At 70.0% G+C, this 13,398-nt stretch carries 13 protein-coding genes; 4 read left to right on the forward strand and 9 right to left on the reverse strand.

All coding sequences use genetic code 11. The annotated features are described in order from the left end of the window. Positions 1 to 10 precede the first annotated feature (10 nt). The 6 genes from QO011_RS03835 to QO011_RS03860 form a co-directional block, all read right to left on the reverse strand. On the reverse strand, positions 11 to 1,069 hold the full coding sequence (locus QO011_RS03835) for a LacI family DNA-binding transcriptional regulator (protein WP_307267921.1): 1,059 nt from the start codon (positions 1,067 to 1,069) through the stop codon (positions 11 to 13). Positions 1,070 to 1,813: 744 nt separating this feature from the next. After that, a complete protein-coding gene (locus QO011_RS03840) occupies positions 1,814 to 3,418 on the reverse strand; it encodes a GMC family oxidoreductase (RefSeq protein ID WP_307267925.1) in 1,605 nt (534 codons plus the stop codon). A gap of 25 nt (positions 3,419 to 3,443) precedes the next feature. Beyond that, entirely contained in the window at positions 3,444 to 3,656 is a 213-nt protein-coding gene (locus tag QO011_RS03845; protein ID WP_307267927.1) for a DUF2160 family membrane protein, read from the reverse strand. A gap of 4 nt (positions 3,657 to 3,660) precedes the next feature. Continuing rightward, a complete protein-coding gene (locus tag QO011_RS03850; RefSeq protein WP_307267930.1) occupies positions 3,661 to 4,500 on the reverse strand; it encodes a carbohydrate ABC transporter permease in 840 nt (279 codons plus the stop codon). Next, complete coding sequence (locus tag QO011_RS03855) at positions 4,500 to 5,381, reverse strand: carbohydrate ABC transporter permease (RefSeq protein ID WP_307267933.1); 882 nt, start codon at positions 5,379 to 5,381, stop codon at positions 4,500 to 4,502. Before QO011_RS03855 ends, QO011_RS03850 begins: the two co-directional genes overlap by 1 nt. A gap of 142 nt (positions 5,382 to 5,523) precedes the next feature. Continuing rightward, complete coding sequence (locus QO011_RS03860) at positions 5,524 to 6,960, reverse strand: extracellular solute-binding protein (RefSeq protein WP_370881895.1); 1,437 nt, start codon at positions 6,958 to 6,960, stop codon at positions 5,524 to 5,526. A 372-nt stretch (positions 6,961 to 7,332) separates the two neighbouring features. Between QO011_RS03860 and QO011_RS03865 the strand changes: the two genes are divergently transcribed. Then, on the forward strand, positions 7,333 to 8,343 hold the full coding sequence (locus QO011_RS03865) for a sugar-binding transcriptional regulator (protein WP_307267936.1): 1,011 nt from the start codon (positions 7,333 to 7,335) through the stop codon (positions 8,341 to 8,343). 224 nt (positions 8,344 to 8,567) lie between these two features. Here QO011_RS03865 and QO011_RS03870 read toward each other — a convergent pair whose 3' ends face one another. Both QO011_RS03870 and QO011_RS03875 read right to left on the reverse strand, forming a co-directional pair. Continuing rightward, complete coding sequence (locus tag QO011_RS03870) at positions 8,568 to 9,449, reverse strand: NAD(P)-dependent oxidoreductase (protein ID WP_307267939.1); 882 nt, start codon at positions 9,447 to 9,449, stop codon at positions 8,568 to 8,570. Positions 9,450 to 9,457: 8 nt separating this feature from the next. Continuing rightward, positions 9,458 to 10,171 (reverse strand): enoyl-CoA hydratase/isomerase family protein, encoded by a 714-nt coding sequence (locus QO011_RS03875; protein ID WP_307267941.1) that lies wholly within the window; start codon positions 10,169 to 10,171, stop codon positions 9,458 to 9,460. 128 nt (positions 10,172 to 10,299) lie between these two features. Between QO011_RS03875 and QO011_RS03880 the strand changes: the two genes are divergently transcribed. Genes QO011_RS03880 through pcaC form a run of 3 tightly spaced genes read left to right on the forward strand, consistent with a single transcriptional unit; the run spans position 10,300 to position 12,174 of the window. Continuing rightward, positions 10,300 to 11,082, forward strand: coding sequence for an alpha/beta fold hydrolase (locus QO011_RS03880; RefSeq protein ID WP_307267943.1), 783 nt, complete (start codon positions 10,300 to 10,302; stop codon positions 11,080 to 11,082). A gap of 3 nt (positions 11,083 to 11,085) precedes the next feature. After that, positions 11,086 to 11,778, forward strand: coding sequence for a GntR family transcriptional regulator (locus QO011_RS03885; protein ID WP_307267945.1), 693 nt, complete (start codon positions 11,086 to 11,088; stop codon positions 11,776 to 11,778). 12 nt (positions 11,779 to 11,790) lie between these two features. Then, positions 11,791 to 12,174, forward strand: a complete 384-nt coding sequence (pcaC, locus tag QO011_RS03890) for a 4-carboxymuconolactone decarboxylase (RefSeq protein WP_307267947.1) — start codon at positions 11,791 to 11,793, stop codon at positions 12,172 to 12,174. Between the two features lie 289 nt (positions 12,175 to 12,463). On the opposite strand, the gene QO011_RS03895 is transcribed toward pcaC, so the two are convergent. Further along, positions 12,464 to 13,396 carry a putative B6 ABC transporter permease subunit 1 gene (locus QO011_RS03895; RefSeq protein ID WP_307267950.1) on the reverse strand — a complete coding sequence of 311 codons (933 nt, stop codon included), beginning with the start codon at positions 13,394 to 13,396 and terminating at the stop codon, positions 12,464 to 12,466. Between the last annotated feature and the right edge of the window lie 2 nt (positions 13,397 to 13,398).

Consider the following 13,398-nt stretch of genomic DNA (forward strand, 5'->3'; position numbering starts at 1 on the left):
CCCGTGCCGCTCACCCCGCCGACACCGCGGCACCGGCGACCGGGCCGCCGCAGGAGGCGCGGATGCGCAGCACCGGCGCGGCGAGCAGGCGCAGCGCCCCCTCGTCCGGGACGCCCTCCAGCGCGGCGAGCATCCTGCTGCCGGCGAGGCGGCCGAGCTCGTCGATCTGCTGGTCCACCACCGTCTGCGGCGGATCGAGCAGGTCGGCCCAGGGGAAGTCGTCGAAGCCGACGATCGCCATCTCCTCGGGAATGCGCACGCGCTGCTCGCGCAGCGCCCGCAGGGCGCCGTTGAGCAGCGGCTCGTTGGAGGCGTAGACGGCGCGCGGCCAGTCGGCCCGCGACCGCGCGCCCAGGAAGGCGCGCATCGCCGCGCAAGCCGTGCGGCTGTCGTTGCCGCCCTCGATCACGGCAAGCTCCGCCCCGCAGTCCGCCGCGGCCTCGCGCAGCCCCGCCTCGCGCGCAAAGCGGCTGGTCCAGGTCGGGGTATGGCCGACGAAGGCCCAGGAGCGATAGCCGTGAGCGGCGAAGTGGCGGCCGACGGCATGGCTGCCGAGCCGGCTGTCGGTGGCGATCGAGGGGAAGCGTTCGAAGCCCTCGGGCGGCAGGCAGTCGACGAAGACCAGCGGCATGCGCCAGTCCGACAGGGTGCGCATGTTCTGCGCCGTCGGCACATAGGTGAGCACGATGCCCGCCGCGCGCTGCTCGAGGAGCGCGGCGACGAACCGGGTCTCCCGCGCCGCGTCGTAGACCCCGTCCTCGAAGGCGTCGGCGACGAAGCAGTCATAGCCCTGCGGCTGCACCGCCTTCTCCACGCCCTTGACCAGGCTCGCATAGAACAGGTTGGCGTTGTTGGCGGTCAGCACGCCGAGGGTGTGGCTGTCGGCATGCTTGAGGCTGCGCGCCAGGCGATTGGGGACGTAGCCGAGGTCCTCGGCGGTCTTCAGCACGGTCCGCCGCGTCTCTTCCGCCACGCCGGCATGGGCGCCGAGCGCACGCGAGGCGGTGTAGAGCGACACCTTCGCCGCCGCCGAGACCTCCCGCAGTGTCGGACGACGCGGTGCCGGCACAAATCCTCTCCTAAACGTTTATGATACTCTATTCAGAGAATGGGAGCGGCGGGTGACTGTCAAGCGGATTCCGGACCTGCGGGCGCAGCAATACCGTGGCAGCTTGGGCCGTCGCCTGTCGAGGTCTTGCCTGCTCGCTCAGCTGTTCGCCCGGATGGGCGGAACAACAAGTCCGCCCATGACGGCCGCGGTCGGTGCAACCATGAGCAATCCTCCCGCAACCGTTCCGTCATGGCCGGGCTCGACCCCATACGCGCTAAGATACCAGCAAGGACGTGGCAGAGGGCTCAAGGCGTGCAGAACGAGGCGCGACCCAAGCCTTCCCCACGCAAGTCGGATACATCCGACTTGCTCGTTAGAGGGCCCATCTCGGGAACACCCGAGATGGGTGGCTGGGGAAGGTACCGGCCGAAGGCCGGCGGATGGGGTGTGGCGCGCAAGTCTGAGGCGGTGTTCGGCTTGCACATCCTGTTGGTGCAAGGGTTTGCAGGTGGCGAGCCCTGCCGACCACACCCCATCCGACCCGACTTCGTCGGGCCACCTTCCCCAGCTTCGTGGGGAAGGCTTGTTGCGCCTCCCTCCGCCCCGTCTCCGCTCTTCGATACCGCTCCTCAGCTTATCTCAGCGCCTATGGGGCTCGACCCGGCCATCCACGCGACCTTAGCCGGGTGACAGGAAATGGCCGACCTTCGTCGACACTATTCCTGCGACAATCGGGCCTGGAGCCGTGCTGGTATCCCGCCCTCACCCCATCATCAGCGACACCGCCCGGTCGGCGATCGCCATCGCCGGGGCGTTGGTGTTGCCGGAGGTGATGCTCGGCATCATCGAGAGGTCGAACACCCTGAGCTTCTCCACCCCCCGCACCCTCAGCCTGGTGTCGAGCACCGCGCCGGCATCCTCGTCCGCGCCCATGCGGCAGGTGCCGACGGGGTGGTAGGTGGTCTTGACCATGCGCTTGCAATGGGACGCGAGCTCGGCGTCCGAGACCTTGTCCGGGCCGGGGAAGAGCTCGCCCGTGAGCATCTCGCGCATCGGCGAGGCCGCCATGATCCGGCGGGCGAAGCGCAGGCCCGCCACCTGCAGCTTGAGGTCGTCGGGATGGCCGAAGAAGTTGCAGTCGACCAGGGGCGGCGCCGCCGGATCGGCCGAGCGCAGCCTGACCGAGCCGCGCGCCTTCGGCCGCATCACCCCCGGCGTCAGCGTCACGCCCTCGCGGGGGGCGATGCCGGAAATGTCGCGGTCGAGATAGACGGTCGGCACGCAATAGAGCTGCACCGTGCCCTCCTCGCCGCTCTCCTCGGGGTCGATGAAGGCGCAGGCCTCGACGCCGGTGGTGGTCACCGGGCCTGACTTGAACAGGAGATATTGCAGGCCGTTGCGCAGCATCTTCAGCCCGCGGTCCTGGCCGAAATAGCCATAGGGCCCGTTCGCGGCGGCGATGACCGGCACCTCGTGGTGGTCCTGCAGGTTCTGCCCGACACCCGGCAGGTCAACCTTCACCGCGATGCCGTGCTGCTTCAGATGGTCGGCCGGGCCGAGGCCGGAGAGCATCAGGAGCTTGGGCGTGATGTAGGAGCCGGATGTGAGGATCACCTCGGCCGCGGCATGGGCCGTCTTCTCCTGGCCGGCCTGGACATAGCGCACGCCCTGCGCCCGGCCGTTCTCGACGATCACCCCGGTGACGCTGGCCCCGGTGAGCACGGTGAGGCGCGGATCGCCCATGAGCGGGGCGATGAAGGCGTCGCGGGCGCTGCAGCGCCGGCGGGTGGCGCCGTCGATCGTGTGCTGCATGAAGCCGACGCCGCGTTGCTGCGCCCCGTTGAAGTCGGGGTTGTGGGGGTAACCCAGCCCCTGCACCGTCTTCACGAAGGCCCGGCTCATGGCGCAGTGATGGCCGAGATGGGACACTTTCAGCGGGCCGCCGACGCCGTGGAAGTCGCCGGCGAGATGGTCGTTGTCCTCCTGGCGCTTGAAATGCGGCAGGAGGTCGCGATAGCTCCAGCCCGAGCCCTGGCCGATGCCGCGGTCCCAGCGGTCATAATCGGCGGCCTGGCCGCGCATATAGACCATGGCGTTGACGGCGCTGCCCCCGCCCAGCACCCGGCCCTGCGGGATGATCGGGGCGCGGCCGTCGAGCTGGGGCTGCGGCACGGATTTGTGCATGGTGAGATAGGCGTCGCTCGCCAGGAACTTCATGTAGCCGGCCGGCATGGCCAGGATCGGGCTGGAGCGCTCCGGCCCGGCCTCGATCAGCAGCACCCGCGCGCCGAAATCGCGCACCAGCCGGCTGGCGGTGACGCAGCCCGAGCTGCCGCCGCCGGCGACGATGTAATCGTAGTCCTGCATGGGGACCTTCCGTTTTCAGCAACTCTCAGCCGCGCGCGACGATCAGGACGCCGATGGCGACCGACAGGACGGTCGCGACGGTGAGCGGAATCGACGCTTCGAGGAAGCGCATCCAGAACAGATGCAGCGCCACGAACGCCACCACCGCGATGAACACCCGGTCGAACGCATTGGTGCGGATCGGCAGGAAGCCCGTCCTGGCGGGCTCCGCGCCCGGCTCGTGGTCGCTGTCGCTCATGACGCTACTCCTTGACCGCGCCGAATGTCAGGCCCGCCACGATATGGCGCTGGACCAGCCCGAGAAAGACCAGCGCCGGCAGCAGCGTCAGCGTCGCCGTGGCGGCCATCTGGCCCCAGTTGGTGCCGGTGACGGTGACGAATTCGGCCAGGCCCGTGGTGATGGTGCGGGCGTTGACGCTGGTGAGCGTCGCCGCGAACAGATACTCGTTCCAGGCGAACACCCAGGTCAGGATGGCGGTGACGGCGAGGCCCGGCCGGGCGAGCGGCACGATCACCCGGGTCAGCACCTGCCAGGTATTGGCGCCGTCGATCATCGCCGCCTCGTCGAGCTCCTTGGGGATGCCGTCGACGATGCCGCGCATGGTCCAGATGGCGAAGGGCAGGTTGAACACGCAATAGAGCAGGATCAGCCCGATCCTGGTGTCGAACAGCTTCCAGTCGCCGAAGGCGAAGGTCTGGGTGAACAGGAGGAACAGCGGCAGGAGGAACACCGCCGGCGGCGCCATGCGGTTGGTGATGGTCCAGAAGAAGATGTTCTCCCGGCCCGCCGGCTTGAAGCGCGACAGGGCATAGGTGGCGAACAGGGCGAGGATCGTGACCAGGATCGCATTCGCCGTGGCGATCACCAGCGAGTTGATCATGTATTTCTGGAACACCGGGTCGTTCAGGGTCGAGAGGTAGTTGTCGGTGAAGAAGCTCTTGATCAGGAAGCTCGGCCGGCCGAACAGCTCGACCCGGCTCTTGGCCGAGACCACGAACATCCAGTAGATCGGGAACAGCGTCACCAGGCTGGCAACCACCCAGAAGCAGACGGAGACGAGGCGGTGGCGGTCGCGCGGCATCAGTCCGCCTCCTTGAGGTCGCGGCGGGCCATCAGGCCGGCATAGAGCAGCCAGCACATCACGATGGTGAGGTAGAGCGTCAGGAGCGACATGGCGGCGCCGTAGCCATAGTCGGTCTTGGGGAAGACCACCCGCCAGATGTAGAGGCCGATATAGCGTGTCGCCGCGCCCGGGCCGCCGCCGGTCAGCATCCACACCTCGTCCACCGTGCGCAGCGCATCCATCAGGCGGATGAACACGGTGGCCAGGATCGCCGGCTTCAGCATCGGCAGCGTCACGTGCCGGAAGATCTGGAAGCGGCTGGCGCCGTCGATCTGCGCCTGCTCGAACGGCTCGCGCGGCAGGGAGGACAGCGCCGCCAGCAGCGTCAGCGTCACCAGCGGCGTCCAGTGCCAGACGTCCATGGCGACGGTCGTGTAGAAGGCCTGGTCGGGGTGGGAGCCGAGGCGGAAGTCGATGCCGAACCAGCGGTCGAGATAGTAGGGCAGCGGCCCGAGGCCCGGCACGGTGAGGAGCCGCCAGGTCGCGCCGACGGCGATGGGCGCCACCATCAGGGGCAGGGTGTGCACGGTGCGGAACAGGCCCTTGAGCGGGAAGTCGCGCATCAGCAGCTGGGCCAGGAGGTAGCCGAGGATGAGCTCGCTGAGGACCACGAAGACGGTGAACTTCAGCGTCAGCCAGATCGCATAGAGGAACTGGCCGTCGAACATCAGCCGGCGGTAATTCTCGACGCCGTTGAACACCGGATAGGGAGTCGCCGAGAAGGCGTTCCAATCGGTGAAGCTGACCGCCATGACGTAGATGAACGGCACGACGCCGAACACCACCAGGATGGCGAGCGTGGGTGCCAGCAGGAGCCAGCCCGTCAGCTGGGAACGCATGTCGTCGCTGCCTGATCGCCTGAGCGAGGCCGAAACCTCGGGCGCCGCGCCGGGGCGCGGCCGGGAAGGGGGGACCGGGGCGGTGGGCGCGCCCCGGTCCCGCTGCGGCGGGGACGGCGGGAGGAACCGCCCCGCCGCAGGCCTATTTGCGGTAGCCGAGCTTGCCGAGCTCGGCCTCGGCCGCCGCGGCGGCCTTGTCGAGGGCGTCGCCGGCGGTGATCTGGCCGGTGATCGCCTCGTAGAAGAAGGGCGAGATCGCCTCGCGCACCTGGGCGTGGAATGGGTAGGGCGGAGCGCCGGCGAACAGGTTCCCGGTCTGCTTCATCAGGGTGTAGTAGCCGTTGAGCTTCTTGTCCTGCTCCTGCACCGCCGGGTCGTCATAGGTCGAGGTCAGCGTGATGCGGGCGCTCTTCACCGCCCAGTCCGGCTGCACCGAGGCCTGGCCGATGAACTGCAGGAAGAGCAGCGCCGCCTCCTTGTTCTTGGAGGTGACCGGGATGCCGTAGGCGCCGCCGTCGAAATAGCCGACATAGCCCTTGCCGGCCTCGGCCTCGGCCTTGACGCCCTCGGCGAGCGGCGGCAGGGCGACGCCGACCTTGCCGACCACCTTGGAGCGGCTGTCGTCGGTGGCGATCCAGGCGGTGTTCTCGCCATAGACCAGGCCCTGGGCGGCGCGGCCGGCGGCGAAGGTGGCGGCGACCTCGTCCCAGGTCGAGGAGGTGGATTCCGGCGGGGCGTATTTGAGGTTGTCGAGCCACCATTGCAGCCCGGCCTTGGCCTTGTCGCTGTTCATGGTGCCGCCATTGGCGACGCTGGCGGCATAGTTCTTCGAGGCGTCGATGCCCCAGTTGTAGACGCCGAAGGTCGGCCAGACGCTCTCCAGCACCTCGTAGACCGAGGCGGGATGGCCCGAGGAGGCCTGCACCGTGGTGCCCCACAGCTCCTCGTCATTATCCCGGCCCCACTGGGTGAAGAACTCGGCGATGTCGCGATACTGCTGGTGCGTCGTGGCCGGCGCCAGGTCGTAGGTGTACTTGGCCTTGAACGCGGCCTGCACCTTCGGGTCGTCGAACAGGTCCTTGCGGTAGAGATAGGGCTTGATGAAGGCTTCCATCGGCACGCCGTAGAGGTGCTCGTTCGACGGATCCTTGAAATAGTTGATGAAGCTGGTGAAGCTCTTGGTGTCGAAGTCCGGCGCGGCCAGCTTCGGATTGTCGGCCAGCGTCTTGGTCAGGTCGACGAGGAAGCTGCGCGAGAGATAGCTGTAGATGATGTCCTGCTCGATATAGACCAGATCATAGATGCCGGTCTTGGCCTCCATGTCCTTGATGGACTTGTCGAACATCTGGTCCCAGGACGTGGTCTCGAAATCGACCTTGATGCCGGTCGCCTTCTCGAAGGCGGCGGCGAGCTCCTCCTTGGCATAGTTCGAGGAGGGCGTGCGTTCGGTGATGCCGTGCAGGACGAGGCCCTTGTAGGGCGCGCCCGCGTCCGACCAGAAGTCGGCCTTGGCGATGGTGAGGCTCGCCAGCATCGAAGCGGCGGCCAGCGTGACGGTCAGCCCGAGCCTTGCTCGCATGGTTCGTGTCTCCCCAGATGTCTTTGTTGTTGGGATCGTCGGGTCTTCGGCAGAAGAGGATGTCCCTCCGTCCTTCGCAGGCGCCATGGCGGCCGGACGCAAAGCGCCGGCCCTGTCGCGGCGCACCGGAACGGCCGGCGCGGCGCGGACTTTTCTGAAGCGGGATTCGTCGATTGCCCCGTGCGTACGGGACCGGCGCGGCATGCCGCGCCGCCGGCCCTCCCAACCAACCAGGGCCGCAGCGTCGCCGCAGGCCTTGGGCATCCCCCGGGACGAAGCCTCTCACGGGGTTGCGAGCGCTGTCAATGGCATTTGCAAACCGCGTTTGACATTTGCCAAGCGGCGCCGCACCGTGCCGGCCTGGAGACTGCCATGACCGTGCGAAGGGGCCGCCAAGGTCCGGATGTCGCGCCCGGGGACCCCGGCGCGCCTGCGCCGCTCAGCGGCCTGGGCTTCGATCCCGTGGTCGCCGCCGCCTGGCTCTACTACCAGGACGACCTGACCCAGAGCGAGATCGCCGGCCTCCTCGGCGTGTCGCGCGCCACGGTGGTCAACCTGCTCGGCGAGGCCAGGCGACGCGGCGTGGTGCATGTCGCGCTCGATCCCGGCGCCGCCGGGCGCGTCGCCCTCGCCCGGGGGCTTGCGGCGCGATACGGCCTCGCCGACTGCGTGCTGGTGCCCGACGACGGCGGGGCGAGCCATCCCGCCGAACGGATCGGCACGGCCGGCGCCCAGCTCCTCGCCCGCGAGCTGCGCTCCGGCGACCGGCTCGGCGTCTCCTTCGGCCGCACCGTGCTGGCGCTCTCCAAGGCGCTGCCGGCGCCCTCCCCGCCGCTCCGCGACATCGAGGTGGTGCAGATCACCGGCAGCCTCACCGCCAAGGACGCCTTCTCGCCGGAGCTGTGCACGCTCAACGTCGCCACCCGGCTGCAGGCCCATTGCAACCACCTGCACGCGCCGATGTTCGTCTCCAGCCCGACGATGCGGGCGATGCTGACTGCCGAGCCGCCGATAGCGGGCCACCTGGCGCTAGCCCGCAGCTGCAACCGCGTGGTGTTCGGCGTCGCCGACCTCACCATAGACGGCACGATCTTCCAGAGCGGCATGTTCACCCCGGCCGAGATCGCGCCCTATGTCGCGCGGGGCGCCATCGCCATCATCGCCAGCCATTTCGTCGATATCGACGGCCGGCCGGTCGACGGCGCCCATCACGAGCGGCTGGTCGGCATCACCCTCGCCGAGCTCGCCGCCATCCCCCAGCGTATCTGCGTCTCCGGCGGCCCCGACAAGGTCAACGCCCTGCACGCCTGCCTCGCCGGCGGCTACGTCACCCACCTCGTCACCGACGAGCGCACGGCCCGGGAGCTGCTGCAGCAGGGGTGAAGAGAGCCGGACATTTGCCGCACCAAGGTCTGCAATGTCGCGTTCGCGTGGATGGGCGGATCAAGTCCGCCCATGACGGTCGCGGGTGGCGCAACCGTCAGTGTTCTTTCCGCAACCGTTCCGTCATGGCCGGACTTGATCCGGCCATCCACGCGAACACTATCCGTACCGGAGGAGGCACATTTCTCCTTCCACTCTGAACCAAGCCCCGCTGAGCTCCCCCCTCAACCCCTCTCCCCCACCCAGCTTTCCAGCAGCTTCATCACCGCGGTGATGTCCTCGCCGGCGCCGAGCCTGTCGCGGGCCTCGCGCCAGTTGGCGGCGGCGGCGGCGAGCGCCGGGGCGGTCACGCCGGCCTCCTCGGCCAGGGCGACGGCGATGCCGATGTCCTTGCAGAACAGCTCCAGGCTCTGGCCGAAGTCGAAGCTGCGCGGCAGCACGTGGCGGGGCAGCTTGACGTCGACGGCGTGGCTGCGGCCGGAGCCGCGGCTCCACACCTCCAGCATCGCTTCGGGGTCGAGGCCGAGCCGCGTGCCGACCAGCAGCGCCTCGCAGGACGACCACAGCGTCACCGCCGAGAGATAGTTGTTGAGGGCCTTCAGCGTGTGGCCGGCCCCGAGCGGCCCGACCAGGCGCGCGCTGGCGCACATCGGCGCCAGCAGCGCGCGGTGGCGCTCGAACAGGACGGCGTCCCCGCCGACCATGGCCGTCAGCGAGCCGCCCTTCGCGCCGGCCATGCCGCCGCTCACCGGCGCGTCCATCAGGCCGATGCCGAGCGCCTCGAGCTCGCGCCCGAGCGCCACGGTTGCCGCCGGCGTGGCGCTGGTCATGTCGATCACCGCCCGCCGGGACACGGCGCCGCGGCAGGCCCCGGCCGGCCCGAGCAGGGCCTCGCGCACATCGGCCGCGGTCGGCAGCATCGAGATGACGACATCGCCCGGCAGGTCGCGCCCGGCGGCGGCAGCCGGCAGGCCGAGGCCGCGGAACGGCGCCAGCGCCGCGTCCGACAGGTCGGCGACGGCCAGCGGCACGCCGGCCTGGTGCAGGCGCAGCGCCATCAGCCCGCCCATGCGCCCGACGCCGATGAAGAGCACGCTCCCGCTCATGGCCGCCTCTATCGGCGCAGGGCGCGGGCCGACAGCGACAGCGCCATGGTGTTGACGCCGGTGCGGGCCATGTGGTCGTCGGTCATGCCGTCCATGCGCCGGCAGAAGGTCCTGAGCAGGCGCACCGAATCCGCGTCCATCGCGGCGATGGAGGCGGCGAGCTCACGCGCCCGCGCCAGCGCCCCGCCCGGCGCCGTCACCTCGTTGACGATGCCGAGCGCCTGCGCCTCCTCGGCGCCGAACTCCCGGCTGGTCAGCGCCAGCTCGAAGGCCTTCTTGGACGGCACGAACTTGCCGAAATAGGACAGCACGATCAGCGGCGGCAGGCCGTGGCTCATCTCCGGCAGGGCGAATCGCGCGTTGGCAGCAGCAATGGTGAGGTCGCACTGGGTGGCGAAACCGCAGCCGAAGCCGAAGGCCCGGCCCTCCACCGCGGCGATGACCGGCACGTCGAGGCCGTTGAGACGCCGGTTGACCGCCAGGATCAGCTCGAGGTCGTCGCGGATGTCGCTCGCGGCCGTCAGCCCCTTGGCGCCGATGCGCCCGCAGCAGAAATCCGCGCCCTCCCCGGCGACGATGACCGCGCGCAGACCAGGCTCCGCGGCCACGGCGTCGAAGGTCCCGGCCAGCGTCACCAGGTCCGCCGAGCGGATGTGGTTGCCGTCCTCGGCGCGGGTGATCTCGATCACCGTCACGCCGGCTGCGTCGTTCTCGACCTTCATGATGCGTGTCCTCGTCTGTCGCCGGCCTGCGGGCTCCGTCGGGGCCCTTGCACGGCTGCTTTAAGCAAACTAGCGTATGACAGAACTATCGTCATACTGTCATACATTGTCGAACGGGAGGGCCGGCCATGCAGACGATCGAGGTCCGCGGCGAGACGCTGCACTACGAGCGTGCCGGCAGCGGCCCGCCCCTCCTCCTGGTCCACAGCCTCGGCACGGGCGCCTGGCTGTGGCGGGACGAGATCCGCCGCTGGTCGTCCCTCTTCGACGTGATCGCCGTCGACGCGCGCGGCCATGGCCGCTCCACCGCGCGCGGCGCCCCGACCGTGCCGGAGATCGCCGCCGACCTCGCGGCTGTCATCGCCGCGCTCGGCCTCGCACCGGCGCATGTCGTCGCCATCTCCATGGGCGGGCCGATCAGCGCCCATCTGATCGCGCAGGCGCCCGGCAGCGTCGCCAGCCTGGTCATCGCCGACAGCTTCGCCAACCAGGGCGAAGCGGGCGCCAAGCGGGCCGAGACCATCGCCGCTGTCGTGCGCGACGTCGGCATGGCCGAGTTCGGCCGGCGCTATGCGCAGGACACGCTGCTGCCCGCCACCCCGCGCCCCGTGTTCGACGAGCTCGCCGCCAGCCTCGGCGCCATGGATGCGCAGACCTATATCGCCTGCGCGACGTCCGTGTTCACCAGCGATGTGCGCGACCTCATGGCCGCCATCCGCGTGCCCGTGCGCATCGTCGTCGGCGAGCGCGACAACCGCACGCCGCCGGCCCTGTCCGAGGCGATCGCCGCGCTGATTCCGGGCGCCGGGCTCCACCACATTGCCGACGCCGCCCATCTCGCCAATCTCGACCAGCCCGAGCGCTTCGAGGCGGCTGTGCTGTCCTTCCTCACCGCGCAAGCGGGCCTCTAGCCCATGGCGGAGGCCGCCACCTTCGCCGGGCTCGGCCTGGCGCCGCTGCGCCAGGAGGCGGCGCCGCTGCGCCGCAAGATCGCGGCGACGCTGCGGAGCCTGATCGAGACCGGCGCCCTGCCGGCCGGCACGCGCCTGATCGAGAAGGAACTCTGCGCCGAGCTCGCCGTCAGCCGCACCGCCCTGCGCGAGGCGCTGCGCGAGCTGGAGAGCGAGGGCCTGCTCGTCGCCGGCGCCCGCGGCCTCGCCGTGGGCGGCCTCAGCCCGGCCGAAGCCGCCGACATCTATGCCGTGCGCGCCGCCCTGGAAGGCCAGGTGGCCGAGCAGTTCGTCGCCCGCGCCGATGCCGCCGCCCTGGCCCGGCTCGAAGCGGCGGCCGACGCCCTGCGCCGCGCCTATGAGGGCGGCCCCATCGAGCCGATCCTGGCGGCCAAGCGCGACTTCTACGACTGCCTCTGCGCCGGCGCCGCCAACACCGTGGTCCCGGAGCTGCTGGCGCGGCTCAATTCGCGCATCAGCCGGCTGCGCGTCCGCTCCCTCGCCGATCCCGGCCGCAGCGCCGCCTCGCTCGCCGAGATCGAGGCCCTGCTCGCCGCCCTCTGGGCCGGCGACGCCGCCGCGGCGCGCGCCGCGGCGATCCGCCATGTCGAGCGCGCCGCCGCGGCCGCGCTCGGCGCCGCCCTTCCAGCCCCCTGAACGGAGACAGCCATGAGCGACGACCTCTTCGACAAAGGCCTGCAAATCCGCCGCGACGTGGTCGGCAAGGACTATGTCGACCGCTCGCTGGCCGAGGCCGACGACTTCACCCGCCCGATGCAGGAGCTGGTCACCCGCTTCTGCTGGGGCGAGGTCTGGAGCCGCCCGGGCCTGGAGCGGCGCGAGCGCTCGATGATCAACCTCGGCATGATCGCGGCGCTCAACCGCCCGCACGAGCTCAAGCTGCACGTGCGCGGCGCCCTCAACAACGGCCTGACCCGCGACGAGATCCGCGAGATCTTCCTGCAGGTCGCGGTCTATTGCGGCATGCCCGCCGCCCTCGACAGCTTCCGCATCGCACGGGAGGTGTTCAAGGAGGTGGACGCGGGGAAGTAGGGGAGCGGGGCGGGGCTGACGGCGGGGCGAGATGGACGCGTGTCGAACAAGGCGCGCCGCCTGCGTCTCCCCTCCCCCTTGCGGGGAGGGGTAAGGGGCTGGGGGGCGTTGGCATAGGGCTCGACCTATCCTGATGGCCCTCCATCCCTCGGCTTTCCATGAATACGGATGGAGGGTGGGGCGCGATGGCGTGGGTCCCGCCTCATCCTGTACGACCCCCACCCCGTACCCCTCCCCGCAAGGGGGAGGGGATCGGCTGGCGTCGCGTCTCGTACCGGTCGTCGCCATCTCACCGCGCGCCACGGACATAGGGCACGCCGAGCGCCGCCGGCAGGCTGGCTCGCCGGCCGAACAGCACCAGCACCAGGGTCACCGCGGCGAAGGGCAGCATCTGGATCACGTCGGTGGGGATGTCGACGCCGGCGACCTGCAGCGCCGTGGTCATCGACAGGCACGCCCCGAACAGGAGCGCCCCGCCGAGGACCCAGAGCGGGCGCCCGCGCGCCAGCATGGCGAGGACGATGCCGATGAAGCCGGCGCCGTTGGTCATGAACGGGATGAAGATGCCGGCGCCGATCTCGGCCATGAAGGCGCCGCCGAGCCCGGCCAGGGCCCCGGTGGTCAGAACCGCCACCGTCCGGGTGCGAGCCACGTCGACCCCGGCCGAATCGAGCGCTGCCGGCTTGTCGCCCGCCGCCTGCAGCGCCACGCCGAGATGGGTGGAGCGGTAGAGGACGCTCAGCACCGCCACCGCCGCGAGCGCGAGATAGACGATGGCCGGCCGGTCGAACAGCGCCGGCCCGATCACCGGGATCTTCGACAGCAGCGGGATCGGCAGGGTCTCGGCCGCCGGCAGGCGCGGATAGGTCTGGCTGAACTGCACGTGGTGCAGCAGCGCGGTGATGCCTTCTGCCCCGAGCGTCAGGGCGATGCCGATGACGATCTGGCTGAGCCCCAGCCGGACGCAGAACAGCGCCATCAGCGCCGCCACCAGCATGCCGCCGGCGATGCCGCCGAGAAAGCCGAGCCAGATCGAGCCGCTGTCATAGGCGACGAGGAAGCCGCAATAGGCCCCCGTCAGCATCATGCCCTCGATGCCGACATTGAGCACGCCGGCCTTCTCCGACATCTGCTCGCCCAGGCCCGCCAGCAGCAGCGGCAGGCCGGCGGTGATCGCGCCGAGCACCAGCGAGGTGAGGAAGGCTTCGGTGAGCAGGCCCATGG

The sequence above is a fragment of the Labrys wisconsinensis genome, assembly GCF_030814995.1.
In the GTDB taxonomy this organism is placed as follows: Bacteria; Pseudomonadota; Alphaproteobacteria; order Rhizobiales; family Labraceae; genus Labrys; species Labrys wisconsinensis.